A 20,182-nucleotide genomic window follows, 5' to 3' on the forward strand; every position below is an offset into this window, starting at 1 on the left:
TATGTATTAAGGGGAAAACAGGGGGACAGTTATGGAAGGAGTCGCAAGACAATGACGCGAGTCCTTGAGGCATCACCACGCATTTCAAAAGTCCTTCATCTGGCAGATCTGAATGACTATGCCACTCTGTTTCAGAGAGAGGGCGTTGACGATGACATTCTGGACGAATTGACTGATCCGGAACTGCGTGATCTGGGGTTGACGGTTGGTGAAAGGAAGCGCTTTCGAAAGGCGCAGGCCAGGCTGAAATCGCAGGAAGCATCGAAGCGGGCCGAAGTCCAGTCCAAGGCCGAGCGCCGGCAACTGACTTTGGTTTTCTGCGATCTTGTGGGGTCGACCCGGCTGGCACAGCGATATGATCCGGAAGACCTGATGCAGATCATGAACCTGTATCTGGACACGGCGATCGGCACCCTGAAACAGCACGGCTGCCATCTGGCCTATCGGCAGGGCGATGGTATCATGGTGTATTTCGGATACCCGAAGGCCATGGAAGATGATGCCGAACGGGCCGTACGAGCCGTATTGGAGACCATCGAGGCCGTTCAGAACCTTGAAAACGAGTTTGGAGAAAAGCTCGACCTGCGGGCAGGCATTGCGACCGGAATGGTTGTCGTGGGCGTTGTTTCTTCGAAAAGCCTGGGGTCCCAGGACTTTCTGGTGGGTGAAACGGCGAATCTTGCATCCCGCCTTCAGGGGCTGGCCGAACCGGGTGAAGTGATCATTTCTTCAGAGACCCGGAGGCTGACCCAGGGTGCCTTTGAATTCGAGCCACGTGGCAGCCACGAGCTGAAAGGCTTTGACAATCAGCGCAAAGTGTATCGCGTGGTGTCGGAAATCATGTCCACCAGCCGGTTCGACGCGCGGGTGGGTCAATCTGCGGTCGATCTTGTCGCCCGGCATGACGATCTTTCAACCCTGACCCGGCTTTGGAGCGAAGCGCAGGAAGGCTCGGGCCGGCTGGCGCTTGTCGGGGGGGCTGCGGGAATCGGCAAGTCGAGGCTGATCAAGTCACTGTCTGAAACAATCGGGGTCAAACCCTTTATATTGCAGTGCATCCCGCACCTGACAAGTCTTCCGCTGCACCCGATTGTCGGAGAATTGAGGCGCGTTTCCGGCGACAAATCAAATGACAGTATCCGGGCAGCGATTTCGGACTTCGTGCAATCGGCCTCTCGACTGAGTGACGCGGACTTGCCCGTTCTTCTGGATCTGGCAGGTATCGAGACCGACGCCCCGTCAGAATCCGACCCGTTGAAGAAGGCGCGCAAATCTCTTGACGTGATGCTGCGCAGTCTCGGCAGCCTGTGTGACAGGCGCGGCACGTTGTTGTTGGTGGTCGAAGACGTTCACTGGGCCGATGCGACCACGTTGGATGTACTGGATGCGCTTGCATCCGCCTTGAGCAACTTTCCGGTATTGGTGGTTCTGTCGCACCGACCTGAATACGAACCCCCGGAACACTTCGAAAGCCGAGCCGCGCGCATTGATCTTTCTCCGCTCGGCAATACCGAGGCATCCGAACTGGTCCGGCGCGTGGCCGAGCCGTACAGCCTGCCTGTTATCCTGATCAAGCAGATCATCGAGAAGGCGGATGGCGTGCCGCTGTATATCGAAGAAATGACCAAGGCGGTTCTGGACCAGCTGCCCCAGGATGCCCCGATCAACGCCGAGGTTCTGGATGCGCTGAGCGTCCCGGCCACCCTTCAGGACTCGCTGATGTCGCGTCTTGACCGGATGGAACATGCCAAACCAGTCGCCCAGCTCGGATCGGTCATCGGGCGCAGTTTCACCGCTCAGATGATCCACGCGGTGGCGCATGAAGACATGGATGTGGAAAGCGCCCTCATGCAGCTTATGGCGGCTGGCGTCGTGCTGATCACCAGCGATTCAGGGTCGGCCACATACACGTTCAACCACGCGCTGGTTCAGGATACGGCCTATAACTCGTTGCTGCGGGAAGACCGGCAGAAGGTACATCTGAAAATCGCCCAAGCATTGCTGGACGGTCACAAGGCATTCGGAACCCCGGCCCCCGATACCGTCGCGCATCACTGCGATCTTGGCGGATTGAAGGATGAGGCTGTCACGAATTGGGTCACGGCAGGTGAACTGGCGTTGTCCCGACTGGCAAACCTGCCCGCGATTTCCGCTTTCCGGGCCGCCCTGCGCAACATCGGAACCATGAAGGACAACGCGGGTCGCGACGGTTTCGAACTCCGGGTTCAGATGAACATTCTGCCCGCCTATATGGCGATCTACGGATGGTCGTCCGATCAAGTCGGCGAAACTGCCGCCCGGGCGATGGAACTGGCCCAGTCTTTGGGCGACGGCGAGACCCTTTTTGCCGCAACCTTCTGCCGTTGGACCCATTTCTTTGTTGCCGGTCAGATGAACCGAGCGATGGAAATGGGACAGGCGCTGGACATGATGGCCGGCATGTCCGAAGACCCCGTCGCCAACGTGCTTGCGGCACGGGCGCTGAGCTTTACTCATTACTTCCGCGGGGAATTTGCGGAATGCGAACAACAGCTGGAGCGCGCATTCGCCCTGATCACACCCGAGTTGGATATGGCCATGATGCCCATGACCCAGTCTTCCACGGCCGCGTCATTGCTGGCCATTCAGGGATGCCTGCTGTGGCAGCAAGGAAAGTTCGAAAAAGCCGAGGCGGCGCGTCTGGAATCCATCGAGGTCAGCAGGGCGCTGAACCACGCACCCAACCTTGTCTACGTGATGGGCGCTTGCAGCATGTTCCTGCCCTATGCGGGGGAATGGGACCGGCTCGACGTGACGATGAAAGAAGCCAGAAAAGTCGCGGATGAGGAAGGGTTTCTTTACCTTCACGCGATGCAGGACATCTATATGGGCCTCGCGCAGGCCGGAAAGGGCGATATCGCAGGTGTTCCGGAACGTATCGAGACATGCATGAACCTGATTTCCAAATCTGGTGGAAACTTTACTTTTCCTCAGAATCAGATTGTTCTGTCTGAGTTGATGATTGATCACGGAGATGTTGACCAGGCTTTAGACCGGCTCGAAACCGTTTGCATTCCCGGCTGGGAGCGCGGCGAGACGTTGAACAAACCTGAATATCACCGTGTGCGAGCAAAGGCTTTTGCCGCAAAGGGGGACTTGGACGCTGCAATCAGCGAGGCGGAAAAAGCGCATTCGCTTGCGCGGGATTGCCGTGGAGTTGTTCAGGAGCAGCGGGCCGGCGATCTGCTGGGCAGATTGAAAGAAGAAAAATGAACAAGATTGACTGCCCCGCCAAATTGGGCAGCAGCACCGAGAGGGATTTGCAATGACCGATGCATTGGATTGGAATGAAGATCAGTGGAGCGCCGTGAAAAAGGCCGTCCATGATGAGGCGCTTCGCGCCCGGGTGGCCGCCAGTTTCCTGCCCCTGTACGGACCGCTGCCCGCTGACACGCAATCCGTCCCGCTGAACAAGCTGGATCTGGTCGAGAACTCATCTGGTGCATCCAAGCAACGTCTTGACGTGAACGATTATGATACGCTGCGCCTTACCACCGTATCGGTGAACGTGTACCTGAAAGGCGCACAGGTGGCTGATCCGGAACTGACGGCGGCTCAGATCATGTTCCGCCGAGCGGCCGCCGTTGTGGCACGGGTAGAGGATGACATCGTTTTCAACGGTCAACCCGGCACCGGACAGGCCCCCAAACACGCCGGCGGCGCGCCCGACTCATTGCCGCAGATCTATACGATCAGCGGCGGTGGCAAATATCCGGGATTGCTTGAAGCGGGCGAAGGCAAAACCAAATCCACGTCCAAAAAGAACTATAGCGGAACCGATGTTTTCGAGGCCGTCGTCGAGGGCATCAGCACGCTGGAAACGCATGGCTATCTGGGCCCCTATGCCTGTGTGATGGGCAACGGTCTGTTCCGTGCGGTCACGACCCCGCTGCCGAACTCGATGGTGCTGCCACGTGACAGCATTCTCCCGTTCCTGGACGGGCCGTTGCTGCGTTCCAGCACCCTGCCCCCGGACAAGGCAGTGCTTGTGTCCCTGCTGGGTGCACCGGTGGAAATCGTCGTGCCCTCGGATATCGCCGTGAAGTATCTGCAAACCTCTGCCGAGGGCGAGCACGTCTTCCGCGTGCAGCAGAAGTTCCATCTCAGGATCAAGGAAGCTAAGGCCGTCCGCACCATAACCTGTTGACCGGAGATCGGGTCGTGCGCGAGTTTTCAGATCGGGGCGTGACGCTGCGTTGGTCCGAGGCGATCAACGCAGACGGTCTCAGTCGGGTGTTGGTGGAAGCCGGTCCATCCGTGTCGCCGCATGACACGCTACGTCTGATCTGTTCGGAAGATGGCGGCCCCGAGCGTGCCATTCGCGGGTGGCCCTTGTTGCGGGACCCACAAACCGGGTTTCAACAATTCGCAGCCGTTCTGCCGTCAGTCAAACAGGAAAAAACTTTGTCCTGGCGCCCGGTGCTGACGTCGGGAGGGCGCGAGTATGACCCCGGGCCCGAAAAAGCAGTTCAACCTGCCGCGCCGGAACCGACAAAAACCGCAGTGACGTCGCCGGTACTGGAACATGTTGCCAAATTTGTGGTGCCGTTCGATAGCAGCTTTCACCCCTCGGGCGAGACACCGGACGGGATTTGGCTGCATTTCGCCATCAAAGAAGGGGGCACCGTCGAAGGCCCGCATCTGAAAGGGGTGATCGAACCGATCGGAGGAGACTGGATGCGCGTTCGGCCCGATGGTGTGGGGCTGCTTCATGCAAAGGCACTTATAAGACCGTCCATCGGACAAGCTCCGATCCTGTTCGAAGATACGGGTGTGTGTGACTTCGGCCCGGACGGATATGCGGCATTGTCCAAGGGTAATCTGCCCGCTTCGGCTCCGGTACGGCTTGCACCGCGTTACCTGACCTCGAATCCGCATTTCAGCTGGATGAATCGGGTGCAGGGTTTTGGCATTGGCGAAGCCAGCCTGTCAGACATAACCCTGCGCTTTGACGTCTATTCCGCGAAAGGAATTTCCGATGCCTGACAAGGTTGTCATTCTTGGGGGAGGCGTGGCTGGCATGAGCGCCGCGCACGAACTGATTGAACGCGGGTTCGAGGTAGAAGTCCACGAACGCCAGCTGATCCCCGGCGGCAAGGCCCGCAGCATTCCCGTGATGAAGGGTGAAGGGGATCATGGCTCGAAAGCGAAACACATCAAGGCGCTGGAAAAATGGGCCGAGATGGATGGGGCCAATTATCCGCCCGGCGTGAAACGGCCCTGGCTGCCCGGTGAACATGGGTTCAGGTTCTTTCCGAACTTTTATCGGCATATCACCGACACGATGGCCCGCACGCCGTATTACGACAAGGGCACATGCTTTGACAATCTGGTCCCGACCACGCAAGTTCTGGTCAGCCAGTTCGACAAGCCCGGCATCATTGTCCCGGAACGGTTCCCCCGCACGCTCAAGGATGTTGCGGATGCCTTCAAGACCATTGCCTTCGCGCTTTCGCCGAGGGACCAGATCGCGTATGAGGATGTCGAACATTTTGTCGCCTGCATGTGGCGGATCGCGACGTCCTGCAAGGAACGCCGGTTTGACGAATATGAACGGATCGGTTGGTGGGATTTCATCGGCGCGCAGGACCGTTCGGAAGCCTATCAGAAGTTCCTTGCCATCGGCCTGACCCGTTCGTTGGTGGCCGCCAAGGCCACGACGGCAAGCACGAAGACAGTGGGGGACATTGCTGTTCAGCTTCAGCTGGGTATCGCCACGCCCGAACCCCACTGCAACAGGCTGCTGAACGGGCCCACCAATCTTGTCTGGATTCAACCGTGGCTGGATTATCTGACAAGCAAGGGGGTCGTGTACAATTTTGACTCCAAAGTCACCGGAATCGAGTGCCGGAACGGCAAGATCGTCGGCGCAACAGTCGAACAGGATGGCGAAGAAAAGCAGGTCACGGGGGATTGGTTCATCAGCGCCATGCCGATTGAACGCATGGCACCGCTTGTGACCCCGGAAATGATGGCGGTTGACCCCGCACTTGCCAAACTGCCTTTGCTGGCCGATGACGTGCAATGGATGAACGGCATTCAGTTCTATCTCACCAAGGATGTCGCGCTGACCCACGGCCACGTCATTTTCATCGACAGCCCATGGGCTTTGACGGCTGTGTCGCAAAAACAGTTCTGGCCGGGGATCAACTTCGAAAACTGGGCCGAAGGAAAGACCAAAGGCCTGCTGTCAATCGATATCTCCGAATGGGACAAGCCGGGGCTGAACGGAAAAACCGCGCGCGATTGCAGCCGGGAAGAGATCGCAAAAGAGGTTTGGGAACAGCTCAAGCGCAGCATCAACGTGGATGGCCAGACCATTCTGCGGGACGAGGATATGCACTACTGGTTCCTCGATCCTGATATCGTTCAAGACCCGAACGACCCCAAGCGTCAAAGCAATGTCGAACCCTTGTTGGTCAACCGTATCAACAGCTGGCGCTTGCGCCCGGATGCGGCCACGCTCATCCCGAATTTCTTCCTGGCATCGGATTACGTCCGCACTTTTACCGACCTTGCCACGATGGAAGGGGCGAACGAGGCCGCGCGTCGGGCCGTCAACGCCATTCTTCAACGCAGTGGATCGGATGCCGAGCCCTGCCAGATCTGGGACCTGCATGAACCCGACATCCTGAAACCGCTGCGCGCCTATGATTACGCCCGCTATCAGGCTGGCCTTCCGTGGGACAATCGGTTCGCGGTTGCGGTCGAAGCCGCGCTGAAAATGGGTCAGGACACGGCAGGAGTTGATCGTGGCGGTGATGGCCCTCTTGCCGCCATAGGGGAACCGGCGGCGGAATATTCAAAACCCGGTGGCATCACCGAGGAGCCAGCCGTTGCCGAAGCGCTTCGAATGATCTGCCCCCCGAAAGAGCTGTTCGACCTCATCGCAAATTACGAGCCCACCGCGGATCTGCCGATCCCGGGGGATGAGCTGGCGGAAGATGTCGCGTATGATCTGGGCCGGGACAGTGGTCAATCAGGTGCCTTGTCCAGGGCGTTGCCAATTTCGGATGCACCGCTTTCTGCGTTTGGCGGCGGTCCGGAACGATCCGGCGCGCGGGAAGACAAAAGTCGCGTGATCATCACCCAGAAGGGCTGAGCCTGTGAAATCCGGAACCGCGCATTTGGATCCTGCGGCGAAACAGGATTTTCTAAAAACCCTGACCTTCTACGGGGATCAGGCGCGCGAAACGCTTTTGGGCCTGTTGCCGACGGGTGAGCCTCAGGCCTATCTGTATGGTCCGATGCGCGACTACATCGAAACCTCGGGCAAGGGCTTGAGGCCCGCCCTGCTGTTGGCGACATGCGAAGCCTTCGGCGGAAACAGCGAGAATGCGAGGGTCTCGGCCGCGGTTCTAGAGCTGCTGCACAACGCTTTTCTGATCCACGACGACATCGAAGATCAAAGCGATTTCCGGCGCGGGCGCGAATGTATGCACAAGCGGCTTGGGGTTCCCCTTGCGATCAATACCGGCGACGGGATGCAATCGCTTGCCCTGCGTCTGCTGCGTCAGAACCTGGGGCCGTTGGGCCCGGAAACCGGTATGCGCGTGGTGGATGAGTTCGACCATCTGTTGCAGCAATCCATCGAAGGTCAGGCGCTGGAGCTTGGCTGGATTCGCGACAATCGTTTGAACGTCAATGCATCAGATTATCTGAGGATGTGTCTGAAAAAGACCTGCTGGTACAGTTTCATTCATCCGATGCGCATCGGGGCCCTGATTGCGCGGCCACATGATGTCGCGTCCGGCGCGCTGAATCTGGATGATTTCAACGCCTTTGGCTTTTTCCTGGGTGCGGCGTTTCAGATTCAGGACGATGTCTTGAATCTCGTCGGCTCACAGGACAGTTACGGCAAGGAAATCGGCGGCGACATCTATGAAGGCAAACGCACGCTGATGCTGGGTCAGCTTGGCCTGAAGGCGGAAGAGCCTGAACAGGCACGGTTGGCCGAGATGTTGTCAAATCCACGCGATGCCCGGTCGACGCAAGATGTCGCCTGGGTGCTGGAGCGCATGAACCATTACGGCAGCATCCGCTATGCCCAGGACGCGGCGAATGATCTGCTGGCCTCGGCCCGAAATGAGTTCACGCGGGTGTTCGCGGGCACAGAAGACGGGCCGCGCGCGTTTCTGGGACAATTCATGGACTATCTGGTGACCCGTCAGGTCTGAGCGCCCGCCACCTCGAAAATCACCACAACCGAGGTCCGGTCCGTTCCGGTACAGGCGATCCGACCGTGATATTCACCGGGTTTGGAGAGGTCGGGTATGGTCACCGCAACAGCAACATCCGTTGCTTCCCCCGGCTCAAGCTGGATTTGTGGCGGGATCACACTGATGCGGTTCGCCGGCAGAATGTCACCGTTCGGGTTGGTCAGATCACCCGGTTCGAACTGCATCTGAACAGGGGCCGCGCCTTCGGGTGCCTCAAAGGACAGCAAAATGGTGGCGGTGCTGCCGGGGTGACAGGATTTGCGACACCTGAACGGACCGTCCAGATGTCGCCGCGGGCCCCGCTCTGTTTCGAGCACGCGGCGCGCTACATCGGAAATCGGTTGATCGTCGGGCTGCGGCGCAATCGGGCTGACCGCCCGAGATGCACTAACATATGGTTTTCGTTCGAAATACGGCATGCCTAACTGTGCACATGCCGTGCGGATCAGTAAATGGTAAATTCACGCTCTGCGATCACGGGAAACGTCTGCCTATTTCCCTTTCCAGACCGGGTCTCGTTTCTCGGCAAAGGCGCGCGCGCCTTCCAGCTGATCTTCGCTGGCATAGAGAACGTCCACGGTTCTGAGCTGACGCTTGGTGATGCGGTTCATAGCGTCCTGAAACTTGGCATCTTCGGCATCACGTACGATTTCCTTGATCGCGGCATAAACCAGGGGCGGTCCCGAGGCCAACAGCCGGGCCAGTTCCCAGGCGCGGTCCATCAGTTGATCCGCGGCGACGATCTCGTTCACCAACCCCCAGCGATTGGCTTCCTCGGCGTCGAACCAACGGCCGGTAAGCAGCAACTCCATCGCGATGTGGTAAGGGATGCGCTTGGGCAGTTTGACGCTGGCCGCATCCGCGACAGTCCCCGAGCGGATTTCCGGCAGGGCGAACGTGGCGTGATCGGCGGCAAGGATCATGTCGGCTGACAGGGCCAGCTCCAACCCGCCGCCACAGGCGATGCCGTTGACGGCCGCGATCACGGGTTTGTTCAGGTCGCGCAGCTCTTGCAAGCCGCCGAACCCTCCGACGCCATAATCCCCGTCTACCGCATCCCCGTCGGCCGCTGCTTTCAGGTCCCAGCCGGGGCAAAAGAACTTCTCTCCGCCGCCCGTCAGAATGGCCACGCGCAGCTCTGGATTGTCGCGAAACGCGGCGAATACCTCACCCATCCTGCGGCTGGTGACAAGATCGATGGCGTTGGCCTTGGGCCGGTCCAGCGTCACCTCAAGGATCGCTCCGTCGCGGTGGGTTTTGATCGGGTCCATATCTCAGGCCTTTCTTATCAGTGCATCCACGGCAACGGCCTTGTCCGGCGTGCACAGGAGCGGGTTAATCTCGACCTCGCCAAGCGTGTCGGCATTTTGCATGACATAGGCCTGAACGGCCTCGACTGCGGCGATGATTGCATCCATATCAGCCGCCCGTTGGCCGCGATAGCCTGCCAAAAGCGGGGCAATTTTCAATTTGCCGAACGCGGCACGGATGTCCTCGGGCGTGCTTGGCACCAGCACCGACGACGTGTCGCGCAGGATTTCGGTCAGCACGCCCCCCGCCCCCAATGTCAGGACAAACCCATGGGCCGGGTCACGGACGACACCGACCAGCAATTCGGCAACGGTTCCGGTGATCATCTCTTCGATCAGGATGCTATCTGTGCCGGTGTCAGCGGCCACACTGCCCACGTCTTTGGTTTGAACGCCCAGCCGAACAGCGCCGTGTTCGGATTTATGCGCAAGCCCAACACCTTTCACGGCAAAGGGGGCTTCCATGTCTTGCGCGGCCGAATGGGCCTCTGCCGGGCCGCAAACCGTGCGGCTTTGCGGAACTTGCAGGCCGCATTCGGCCAGCGCCCGTTTTGATTCGCCTTCGGTCAGGGTTTGGGTCGCCTCAGCCGTTCCCGGCAACCAGACAGGATGCGCGGACGGGGGCGAAATCTGACACGCGGCGCGCGTGGCCGCCAGTGCTTCGCGCAATCCCATGAATGGAACGACACCACCGGCCATCAGGTCTTGCGCGACGTCTTCAGGCAGAAGTTCAGGCAGCGTCGCGACAATCGCAAACCGGGCGCCGGTTTCGGCACGCACTCTCAACGCAGCTCGGGTCGCGCAACTCCAGTCGGTCGGATCCGTCGTCGGATAGTCGACGATCGAGAACGTCAGGTCGATGTCGTCACCCGTCATGCCTGACCAGGCCTGCGCCATCGCCTCTTCGTCGCGCCAGATATACGTGTGATAATCCAGCGGGTTGTTCACCGCGACCATAGGGCCAAGCGCGTCACGCAAGCGCGCCCTTTTGTCATCGCTCAACGGCGGGAAACTCAGGCCCGTACCAACCGCCATATCCGCGATCAGGCTCGCCTCACCCCCTGAACAACTGATCGAAGCGATGCGGCCACCCGGCAGCGGCCCATAGCAGTGCAACAGTTTCAGCGTCTCAAGAAAGTCCGGCAACGCGGACAGACGCGGAATGCCCAGCCGGTCCAGAAGGGCCTGCGCGCCCGCATCGCTGCCCGCAAGCGACGCAGTGTGCGAGACCGTCGCGGCCTGTGCCTGCTCCGACGCACCCACTTTCAGGGCGACCAGCGGGATGCCCTTTGAATAGGCCTTGGCGGCCAGCGCTTCCCATTCCCGGATGTCCTTGAACCCTTCGATATGCAGACCCACGGCGGTGACGCGCGGATCATCGATCAAGGCCGAGGCGATTTCGGCCTGGCTGGTCTGGGCCATGTTTCCGCAGGCCATCATGTAGGCAATCGGCAACCCACGTTTCTGCATGGTCAGGTTGATCGAGATGTTCGAGCTTTGCGTCAGGATCGCCACGCCCTTGTCCACAGGTGTGGCCCCGTGCTGGTCCGGCCACAACAGCGCCCCATCCAGCGCGTTGATGAAGCCATAGCAGTTCGGGCCAAGAATGGGCATGTCACCGGCTGCGGCAATCAGTTGATCCTGCAAGTCCCCGCCGGTGTCATCTTCGGCAACGGCCTCGGAAAAGCCCGATGCAAAGCACACCGCCCCACCTACGCCCATACTGGACAGGACACGAACGGCCTCGATGGTGGCGTGGCGATTGATACCGATGAAAACCGCATCCGGGGCTTCGGGCAGGTCCTCGATGTGGCCGAAAACCCTGTGACCCGCAATTTCCGACGCTTTGGGATGCACCGGCCAGATATGACCGGCATAGCCCATGCGTTCGGATTGCAGAACAACCTGCTGACACCACGCGCCGCCGCCGATGACGGCGATGGTTTTCGGGCGCAGCAGCCGGGTCAGGTCTTTGTTCATGGTCAGGCGCCCAGGGGACGTAGAAGATCGCGGCTGATGATGTGGCGCTGAATTTCGCTGGTGCCGTCCCAGATGCGCTCGACCCGGGCATCGCGCCAGAACCGTTCGATCGGGAAATCGTCCATCAAACCCATACCCCCGAAGATTTGCAGCGTGGTATCCGTCACCCGCGCCAGCGTTTCCGAAGCATAGAGCTTGGCCGAGGCAATCTCGCGGTTTGATGGCAGGTTTTGATCCAGACGCCACGCGGCGGCGAGTGTCAGCCAATCGGCGGCGTCGATCTCGGTGATCATGTCGGCGATCTGGAAGCCGACGCCCTGAAACTTGCCGATGGGCTGGCCGAACTGTTTGCGCTCGGCCGCATAGTTCAGCGCATAGTCAAAGCAGCGCCGCGCGCGACCAACCGAGAACGCCGCGACCGTCAGGCGGGTTGCGTAAAGCCATTCGTTCATCACGGCAAAGCCGCCATCAACCTCGCCCAGGACCTGTGCGTCGGGCAGACGGCAGTTGTCGAAATACAGGATATAGTTCTTGTAGCCCTTGTGGCTGACCGAGTTGTAGCCTTCGCGCACTTCAAAGCCCGGAGTACCGCGATCCACCAGAAAAGTGGTGATGCGTTTCTTCGGGCCCTTGGGTGTTTCCTCCACGCCGGTCGCGATGAAGACGATAAAGAAATCCGCATGTTCCGCGCCCGAGATGAAATGTTTCGATCCGTTGACAACCCAGTCGCCGCCATCGCGCACCGCCTGGCATTTCATACCACGCACATCCGAACCCGCATCCGGTTCGGTCATCGCCAGGGCGTCCATCTTGTCGCCACGTACGGCAGGCAGAAGATACCGTTCGCGCTGCTCGTCGTTGCAGGCCATCAGGATGTTCTGCGGGCGCCCAAAGAAATGCGTCAGCGCCATTGACCCGCGGCCAAGCTCGCGCTCGACCAAGGTGAAATCCAGATGAGACAGACCTGCGCCGCCGACTTCCTCGGGGAAGTTGCAGGCATAAAAGCCCAGATCGATACATTTCTGCTTGATCTGCTCACCCAGTTCAGGAGGCACGGTTCCCGAGCGCTCGACCGCGTCTTCATGCGGGTAGATTTCGTTTTCAACAAAGCTGCGGACCGTCGAGACGATCATGTCCTGTTCTTCTGTCAGACCAAACTGCATGGCGCGTGTTCCCTGGATCGGTGGTTGACCAACCAAACGCCATCGCCCATGGTCGCGACATGCAGAGTTGATACAAGATCATGCCTAATTCGAAAATTTTGACGCGACAATACAACATTCTGCTCTTCAACGGGTTTTCGAACCATTGCCTTGCAAACATGGTCGAACCGCTCAGGGCTGCGAACAACCTGTCGAGGCAGGTTTTGTATTCATGGCGTTTCTGCTCCATGGACGGAGACCCCGTGCAAAGTTCCAGCGGCCTTGTCGTTACACCGAATGGTTCAATCTCTGACCAGCAAGGCGACGTTCTGGTGGTCATGCCGTCCTATGGGTATCGCAAGCTGGACACGCGAGCGACCACGCGCATCGTGCTGGCTGCGGCCCGGAAACACCGCCAAGTGGCCGGATTGGATACCGGCAGCTGGCTGCTGGCCCGCGCCGGTTTGCTGGATGAGCACCGGGCGACCATTCACTGGGACGAACTTTCCCGGTTCGAAGAAAGCTTTCCGGCCGTGGATGCGGTACAGGAACGTTATGTCATCGATGGTAACAGGCTGACTTGTTCCGGGGCGATGGCCGCGTTCGATCTGGCCTCGGCCCTTATCCGCAGGGATCACGGTCCTCTTTTGTCCATGGAAGTCGGGCATCTTCTGATGAGCCGAAATGGGCGGGATCATTACCCTTTGCCTCTGAAATCCGAAGACACTTTGGTCAATCGCGCACTGGCTGTCATGCAGGCGAACCTTGAAACACCTCTTTCGATCCGGGAACTGGCCCGCAAGATCGGGTGCTCGCAAAAGCGGATCGAAATGCGCGTTCAGGCGGAGCTCAAGACCACGCCGCAGGCGCTGTACCGCCGGCTGAGGCTGAACCTTGCACGCAACCTGGCAGAAGATACCGAGCAGTCCATCGCCGAAATCGCCGGCCGTTGCGGATATGAAAACGCCAGCGCCATGACCCGGGCATTCAAGGCAGAATTCGGCCAGACACCGACGGCGTTTCGCCACCGAAGCCTGTCTGACGGCTGAATGGGGTGCGCATGGCGATGCCGGCTTTCCTGGAAAACCAAAGAACCCTGCGGGCTATTCCAGCGAAACCCACAGCACCTTGGCGTCTTCTTCGCTGGTCGAAATACACCCATGCCCCATTCCGCTGTCATAATAAAGCGAGTCACCGGCCTTCATGGGCAAAGGGCGGTAATGTTCAGACACGAAGATAAGTTCGCCGCTGAGCACATACATGAATTCTTCTCCGGAATGTCGGATCCATGTCTCGAATTCCGACAGGTCGCGCGCCTTGATTGTCGCGATATAGGGCAGCATCCGCTTGCTGGTCAGTTCGGGGCAAAGCAGTTCATGCAGGTACGTGGGCGTATCCTTGATTTCCCCCTCGCCTTTCGGAGTGAAATCACGGCGGCCTGAAATGCCGGATTGACCCGACTGAAGAAACAACTGCGGCGTGCTCATATCCAGGGCCTGTGTCAGACGCCGTACAATGTCAAAGCTTGGCTTCGTCTGGTTGTTTTCGATCTTGGACAGCGTCGAGCGCCCGATACCCGCAGCGCGGCCGGCTTCTTCCAGAGTCCACCCTTTCGCGCGCCGCGCATCGCGGATGGAGCGGCCCAGAGCCTCTCCTTCATCCAGAAGTTCCTGTCCGGAAACATCATTTCGGCTTTCGTCGCCCATTGAATTCCCCCTGTTTTATCAAAGGTTACATGCCTCCCAATATATACGCAACTTCTTGAATAAGAGATTTTTGTTGCCTAAAGCAAATTATTTCCCCTATAGGAAACAAAGTTTCGCACTGAGGATTCGGGGCAAAAGGAGGAGACTATGTTCAAAACGTCACTGATTGAGGCAGATCCCGTCATTGCCGCGTCCATCTCGCGCGAGGGTGAACGCCAGGCCGAACAGATCGAGTTGATCGCCTCGGAGAACATTGTCTCGAAGGCCGTGATCGAAGCGCAGGGTTCGGTCTTGACCAACAAATATGCCGAAGGCTATCCGGGCCGCCGCTATTATGGCGGCTGCGAATATGTCGATGAGGTCGAAGTCGAGGCGATCGAACGCCTCAAGAAGCTGTTTGGCTGTGAATATGCCAACGTTCAGCCCCATTCCGGCGCACAGGCCAACGGGGCCGTCAAGCTGGCGCTGCTGAACCCGAGCGACACCATTCTTGGCATGTCGCTGGATGCAGGTGGCCATCTGACCCACGGTGCGAAACCGGCGCAGTCCGGCAAATGGTTCCGGCCCGTGCAGTACGGCCTGACCGATGCAGGGTTGATCGATTATGATCAGGTCGCCGAATTGGCGCGGGCGGAAAAGCCCAGGCTGATCATCGCAGGTGCGTCCGCCTACTCGCAAAAGATCGACTTTGCCAGATTCCGTGAAATCGCGGACGAGGTTGGCGCATGGCTGCTGGCCGATATGGCTCATATTGCCGGATTGGTGGCGACCGGCCTGCACCCCTCGCCTGTAGGACACGCACATGTCGTGACCTCGACCACGCACAAAACACTGCGCGGGCCTCGTGGCGGCATCATCCTGACCAATGACGAGGCGCTGGCGAAAAAGATCAACTCGGCCGTATTCCCAGGCCTGCAGGGTGGCCCGCTGATGCACGTCATCGCAGGCAAGGCGGTGGCCTTTGGCGAGGCACTGAAACCCGAATTCAAGGAATACATGCAGCGTGTCGTTGACAGCGCATCGGCCTTGGCAAGCGTCATGATGGCGCGTGGATGTGACATCGTTTCCGGCGGCACCCAGAACCACCTGATGCTGGTCGACCTTCGCCCGATCGGCGTAACCGGCAAGGACGCCGAGGCGGCGCTCGAACGGGCCGGCTTTACCTGCAACAAGAACAGCGTTCCCGGAGATCCGGAAAAACCAACCATCACCAGCGGCATCCGTCTGGGTACCGCCGCCGGGTGCAGCCGTGGCTTTGGCCCGGAAGAGTTCAGGCAGATCGGCCATCTGATCGGTGATGTTCTGGAGGCGCTCGCGAAGTCTCCTGACGGTGACGAAACCGTCGAAAAGGAAACCCGCAAACAGGTTCGCGCTCTTTGCGCAAGCTACCCGATCTACTGAAAGTACGCGACATGAATACCTATGACCTCATCGTTATCGGGGGCGGACCGGGCGGCTATGTCGCCGCGATCCGCGCGGCTCAGCTGGGGCTGAAAGTGGCCTGTGTCGAAGGGCGCGGCGCACTGGGCGGTACCTGTCTGAACGTGGGGTGCATCCCCTCCAAAGCGTTGCTGACCTCCTCGGCCAAATATGCCGAGCTTGCACATCTCTCCTCCCATGGCATTGCGGTCGAGGGGGCCAGCATCGACGTCAGTGCGATGATGGGGCGCAAGGACAAGATCGTCGGTGATCTGACCAAGGGCATCGCGTTCCTGTTCAAGAAGAACGGCGTCGATCTGATCGAAGGCTGGGCCAGCATCCCGGCCACTGGTCAGGTCAAGGTCGGCGACAGCGTATACGAAGCAAAGAACATCCTGATCGCGACCGGATCCGAGCCGACCTCACTGCCGGGGATCGAGATTGATGAGCAGGATGTGCTCAGTTCGACCGGTGCAATCGCGTTGCAGAGCGTTCCGGATCATCTGGTGGTGATCGGTGCAGGTGTCATCGGTCTGGAACTTGGGCAGGTCTGGGCGCGTCTGGGCGCCAAGGTCACCGTGGTCGAATATCTGGATCGCGTTTTGCCCGGCATCGATGGCGAGATCGCCAAGCTGGCGCAGCGGGCGCTGTCCAAACGCGGTTTGAAGTTCCAACTGGGCCGAGCCCTCAAATCGGTTGAGAAAACCGCGGCTGGCCTGACCCTGACCCTGACCCTGACCCTGACCCTGACCGTGGACCGCGTCGGCAAGGACAAGCAAGAGGTGATCGAGGCCGACAAGGTTCTGATCGCTGTGGGCCGTCGCCCGGTGACGCGCGGGCTTGGGCTGGAAGAGCTGGGCGTGGCCGTGAACCCGCGTGGCTTCGTCGAAGTCGACAGCACATTCCAGACGTCGGTGCCCGGTATCTATGCCATTGGTGATTGTGTTCCCGGCCCGATGCTGGCCCACAAGGCCGAAGAGGACGGCGTTGCCTGTGTCGAGATGCTGGCCGGCGAAGCCGGTCATGTCGATTACAACACCGTGCCGGGTGTGGTCTACACCGATCCCGAAGTGGCCTCGGTTGGTCAGACCGAAGAGGCCCTGAAAGACGCGGGCGTCGAATATGCTGTCGGCAAGTTTGCCTTCATGGCCAATTCGCGGGCGCGCTCGACGGGTGAAACAGATGGCGCGGTCAAGGTTCTGGCCGGTTCCGACGGCAAGATCCTCGGAGCCCATATCTGCGGTGCCCATGGCGGCGATCTGATCGCCGAGCTGGTACTGGCCATGACCAAAAGCGCGACGGTCGCCGAGGTTGCAGCAACCTGTCATGCGCACCCGGCGATGGGCGAGGCGGTCAAGGAAGCCTGCCTCGATGCCATGGGCCGCGCAATCCACGCGTAAGTGAGGACAGCCAGATGACCATCCAGCTTCGACCACGTCACCCGGAAAAGGCCAAGAAGGCCGACAGTGTCATCCCGCGCAAACCGAAATGGATTCGCAAGAAGAAGATCGAAAGCGCCGCGTATTACGAAACCCGGCGTCTGATGCGGGATCACGATCTGGCAACGGTCTGCGAAGAAGCGGCCTGCCCCAATATCGGCGAATGCTGGTCCAAGCGCCACGCCACCATGATGATCATGGGCGAGATCTGCACGCGGGGCTGTTCGTTCTGCAACGTGGCCACCGGCCGCCCCGATGCGCTGGACGCGTTCGAACCCGGCAGGGTTGCGGCGGCGGTCAAGAAACTGGGCCTGCGCCACGTGGTGATCACGTCGGTTGATCGCGATGATCTGTCCGATGGCGGGGCCGAGCATATCGCCCAGACAATCCGCGCCGTACGCCATCAGAACCCCGGCACAACGGTCGAGGTCCTGACCCCCGACTTCCTGGGCAAGGGCGACGCCGCAAAAATCGTCTTTGACGCAGCACCGGACGTGTTCAACCACAACCTGGAAACCGTCCCGCACCTGTATCCGACGGTTCGCCCCGGCGCGCGCTATTATGCCTCGCTGCGGCTGCTGGACGATGCCAAACGAGCAAACCCCGAGATTTTCACCAAGTCGGGTCTGATGGTCGGGCTGGGTGAAACTCTGAACGACGTGCGTCAGGTGATGGATGATCTGCGCGCGGCCAATGTCGATTTTCTGACGGTCGGGCAGTATCTGCAACCGACACCGAAACATCATCCGATTGACCGGTTCTGGTCACCCGAGGAGTTCGCCCAACTGGAGCAGATCGCACGTTCCAAGGGTTTTTTGCACGTGTCAGCCACGCCGCTGACCCGTTCGTCGTTCCATGCCGACGAAGATTTCACTGCCCTCAAGCAGGCTCGCCAGCGGGCCATCGCGACCGGGGCATAAACCAAACGCAAATGGGAGGGAAACCATGGAAGCGTTAAATTCAATCGTAGGGGCCATCAATGGCGTCGTGTGGGGGCCGATGATGCTGGTCCTCATCCTCGGCGTTGGCTTCTTCCTGCAGGTCGGGCTGAAATTCATGCCGATCCTGCGCATCGGCACAGGCTTCAGCCTGTTGTTCAAAGGCCGTGAGGGTCAGGGCGAAGGGCAGATCAGCCCGTTCAACGCGCTGATGACCTCGCTGTCGGCGACCATCGGTACAGGCAACATCGCCGGTGTGGCCACTGCTGTCTTCCTGGGCGGTCCGGGCGCCTTGTTCTGGATGTGGATGACCGCCCTGGTGGGCATGGCCACCAAATATGCCGAAGCCGTTTGCGCGGTGAAATACCGTGAAAAGGACGAACTGGGTAACTATGTCGGCGGTCCGATGTACTACATCAAGAACGGTCTGGGCGCGAAATGGGCCTGGCTGGGCGTGGCTTTTGCCCTGTTCGGCGCGGTTGCTGCCTTCGGCATCGGCAACGGTGTGCAGGCCAACGGTGTCGCTCAGGTACTGGAAGCCAATTTCGGCCTGAACACCTCGGTCACCGGCGTTGTTCTGATGGTTCTGACCGCGGCCGTTATCCTGGGCGGCATCACCCGTATCGGTGCGGTTGCCGGTAAGCTGGTCCCCTTTATGGCCGTTTCTTATATCATCGCGGGCCTGCTGGTTCTGCTGATCAACATCGGCAACATCGGACATGCGCTGTCGCTGGTCTTTACCTATGCGTTTACTCCGTCCGCCGCCGAAGGTGGTTTCGCGGGTGCAGCCGTCTGGGCCGCCATCCGCTTCGGCGTGGCACGTGGTGTGTTCTCGAACGAGGCCGGTCTGGGTTCGGCCCCGATCGCGCATGCCGCTGCCGAAACCAAGGGTCCGGTCAACCAGGGCCTGATCGCGATGCTGGGTACGTTCATCGATACCATCATCGTCTGCTCGATCACCGGTCTGGCCATCATCGCGTCGGGTGCATGGACATCGGGTGAATCCGGTGCGGCGCTGACCAGCCACGCGTTCGAACTGTCGCTGCCGGGTATCGGCGGGTATCTGATCGCCATCGCTCTGTCGATCTTTGCCTTCACCACCATCCTCGGCTGGTCGTTCTACGGCGAGAAATGTGTCGAGTTCCTGCTGGGCGTGAAATCCCTGATGCCCTATCGCGTTCTGTGGATTGTGATGATCTACTTCGGCGCAACCGCGGATCTGGGCTTCATCTGGCTGCTGGCCGATACGCTGAACGCCATGATGGCCATCCCGAACCTGATCGCCCTAGCGCTGCTGAGCCCGATCGTCTTCAAACTGACGAAAGAGTTCTTCGCCTCGGGCGGCAAGTCCGAAGAGCCGGGCGGCACACCTGCCGAATAAGCTCGGCCCCACCAAAACGGGGGGGCCATCCCGGCCCCCCGCCTTTGAAACCGAATTCAATATCTCGAGGAGAGACGTGATGGCCACGAAAATCCTGCTGCCCATTGATCACACCGACGACCGCTCGTGGAAACTGGCCCTGCCGACCGCCTTGGAACAGGCAAAATTCTACGGTGCCGAACTGCATGCGGTTGCCGTCATCCCCGAGATCATCCAGCTGCCAAACCTGCCCGCCAACTATGGTGCCGGCGCAAAGGACCACGTGCGAGGTGCGGTTCAGGCGATTCTGGATCATGCCAAGGCTTCCGACGTGCCGGTCCATGTCGAAGAAGGCAGTGTTTACCGCGAAATCCTGAAGCTTGCCTACAAGGAAGGCTTTGATCTGATCGTCATGGCATCGACCAAGGGCGATTTCCCGAACTACGAGATTGGCCCGAACCTGGCCCGTGTCGTGCGCAATGCGCATTGCACCGTTATGGTCGTCCGCGACCAGTCCCGCTGATTGAAAGGTTGAAGAAATGACCACACCGAAGCGCACGCCGTTGTATGACCTTCACGTCGAGCTTGGCGGCAAGATGGTTGATTTTGCGGGTTGGGAGATGCCTGTTC

Annotated in this window: 16 protein-coding genes; 11 read left to right on the top strand and 5 right to left on the bottom strand. The window is 59.5% G+C overall.

All coding sequences use genetic code 11. The annotated features are described in order from the left end of the window. The first annotated feature begins 51 nt into the window (after positions 1 to 51). From GOW60_RS07920 to GOW60_RS07940, 5 genes are read left to right on the top strand one after another with little or no spacing between them, the layout of a single operon-like run. Positions 52 to 3,252, top strand: a complete 3,201-nt coding sequence (locus GOW60_RS07920; protein ID WP_171228858.1) for an adenylate/guanylate cyclase domain-containing protein — start codon at positions 52 to 54, stop codon at positions 3,250 to 3,252. Positions 3,253 to 3,304: 52 nt separating this feature from the next. Beyond that, the gene (locus GOW60_RS07925; protein ID WP_171228859.1) at positions 3,305 to 4,186 is read left to right on the top strand and encodes an encapsulin; all 882 of its coding nucleotides are present in this window, start codon (positions 3,305 to 3,307) and stop codon (positions 4,184 to 4,186) included. A 14-nt stretch (positions 4,187 to 4,200) separates the two neighbouring features. Then, positions 4,201 to 5,025: a DUF3237 domain-containing protein gene (locus GOW60_RS07930; protein ID WP_171228860.1), complete on the top strand. Its 825-nt coding sequence runs from the start codon at positions 4,201 to 4,203 to the stop codon at positions 5,023 to 5,025. Then, positions 5,018 to 7,141 (top strand): FAD-dependent oxidoreductase, encoded by a 2,124-nt coding sequence (locus GOW60_RS07935; RefSeq protein ID WP_171205217.1) that lies wholly within the window; start codon positions 5,018 to 5,020, stop codon positions 7,139 to 7,141. Before GOW60_RS07930 ends, GOW60_RS07935 begins: the two co-directional genes overlap by 8 nt. Before the next feature lie 4 nt (positions 7,142 to 7,145). Next, positions 7,146 to 8,216 (top strand): polyprenyl synthetase family protein, encoded by a 1,071-nt coding sequence (locus GOW60_RS07940; protein WP_217355498.1) that lies wholly within the window; start codon positions 7,146 to 7,148, stop codon positions 8,214 to 8,216. Here GOW60_RS07940 and GOW60_RS07945 read toward each other — a convergent pair. The 4 genes from GOW60_RS07945 to GOW60_RS07960 all read right to left on the bottom strand — a co-directional run bounded on the left by GOW60_RS07945 (position 8,207) and on the right by GOW60_RS07960 (position 12,711). After that, on the bottom strand, positions 8,207 to 8,485 hold the full coding sequence (locus tag GOW60_RS07945; protein ID WP_217355499.1) for a hypothetical protein: 279 nt from the start codon (positions 8,483 to 8,485) through the stop codon (positions 8,207 to 8,209). The genes GOW60_RS07940 and GOW60_RS07945 overlap by 10 nt on opposite strands. Before the next feature lie 264 nt (positions 8,486 to 8,749). Continuing rightward, entirely contained in the window at positions 8,750 to 9,529 is a 780-nt protein-coding gene (locus GOW60_RS07950; RefSeq protein ID WP_171228862.1) for a carnitinyl-CoA dehydratase, read from the bottom strand. 3 nt (positions 9,530 to 9,532) lie between these two features. Further along, entirely contained in the window at positions 9,533 to 11,548 is a 2,016-nt protein-coding gene (locus GOW60_RS07955; RefSeq protein WP_171228863.1) for an acetate--CoA ligase family protein, read from the bottom strand. Positions 11,549 to 11,550: 2 nt separating this feature from the next. Further along, the gene (locus GOW60_RS07960; protein ID WP_171228864.1) at positions 11,551 to 12,711 is read right to left on the bottom strand and encodes an acyl-CoA dehydrogenase family protein; all 1,161 of its coding nucleotides are present in this window, start codon (positions 12,709 to 12,711) and stop codon (positions 11,551 to 11,553) included. A gap of 80 nt (positions 12,712 to 12,791) precedes the next feature. On the opposite strand from GOW60_RS07960, the gene GOW60_RS07965 reads away from it, so the two are divergent. Further along, positions 12,792 to 13,739 carry a GlxA family transcriptional regulator gene (locus tag GOW60_RS07965; RefSeq protein WP_171228865.1) on the top strand — a complete coding sequence of 316 codons (948 nt, stop codon included), beginning with the start codon at positions 12,792 to 12,794 and terminating at the stop codon, positions 13,737 to 13,739. Positions 13,740 to 13,793: 54 nt separating this feature from the next. Here GOW60_RS07965 and GOW60_RS07970 read toward each other — a convergent pair whose 3' ends face one another. Next, positions 13,794 to 14,396 (bottom strand): helix-turn-helix domain-containing protein, encoded by a 603-nt coding sequence (locus GOW60_RS07970; protein ID WP_171228866.1) that lies wholly within the window; start codon positions 14,394 to 14,396, stop codon positions 13,794 to 13,796. A 147-nt stretch (positions 14,397 to 14,543) separates the two neighbouring features. Between GOW60_RS07970 and glyA the strand changes: the two genes are divergently transcribed. The 5 genes from glyA (at position 14,544) to GOW60_RS07995 (ending at position 20,075) form a co-directional block, all read left to right on the top strand. Continuing rightward, positions 14,544 to 15,797 (top strand): serine hydroxymethyltransferase, encoded by a 1,254-nt coding sequence (gene glyA / locus GOW60_RS07975; protein WP_171228867.1) that lies wholly within the window; start codon positions 14,544 to 14,546, stop codon positions 15,795 to 15,797. A gap of 11 nt (positions 15,798 to 15,808) precedes the next feature. After that, the gene (gene lpdA, locus GOW60_RS07980; RefSeq protein ID WP_171228868.1) at positions 15,809 to 17,215 is read left to right on the top strand and encodes a dihydrolipoyl dehydrogenase; all 1,407 of its coding nucleotides are present in this window, start codon (positions 15,809 to 15,811) and stop codon (positions 17,213 to 17,215) included. A 14-nt stretch (positions 17,216 to 17,229) separates the two neighbouring features. Further along, entirely contained in the window at positions 17,230 to 18,174 is a 945-nt protein-coding gene (lipA, locus tag GOW60_RS07985) for a lipoyl synthase (protein WP_171228869.1), read from the top strand. Positions 18,175 to 18,199: 25 nt separating this feature from the next. Then, positions 18,200 to 19,573 carry a sodium:alanine symporter family protein gene (locus GOW60_RS07990; RefSeq protein ID WP_171228870.1) on the top strand — a complete coding sequence of 458 codons (1,374 nt, stop codon included), beginning with the start codon at positions 18,200 to 18,202 and terminating at the stop codon, positions 19,571 to 19,573. 79 nt (positions 19,574 to 19,652) lie between these two features. Beyond that, positions 19,653 to 20,075, top strand: coding sequence for a universal stress protein (locus GOW60_RS07995; RefSeq protein ID WP_152460407.1), 423 nt, complete (start codon positions 19,653 to 19,655; stop codon positions 20,073 to 20,075). Positions 20,076 to 20,182 lie beyond the last annotated feature (107 nt).

Source organism: Ruegeria sp. HKCCA4008, assembly GCF_013033125.1.
GTDB lineage: Bacteria > Pseudomonadota > Alphaproteobacteria > Rhodobacterales > Rhodobacteraceae > Ruegeria.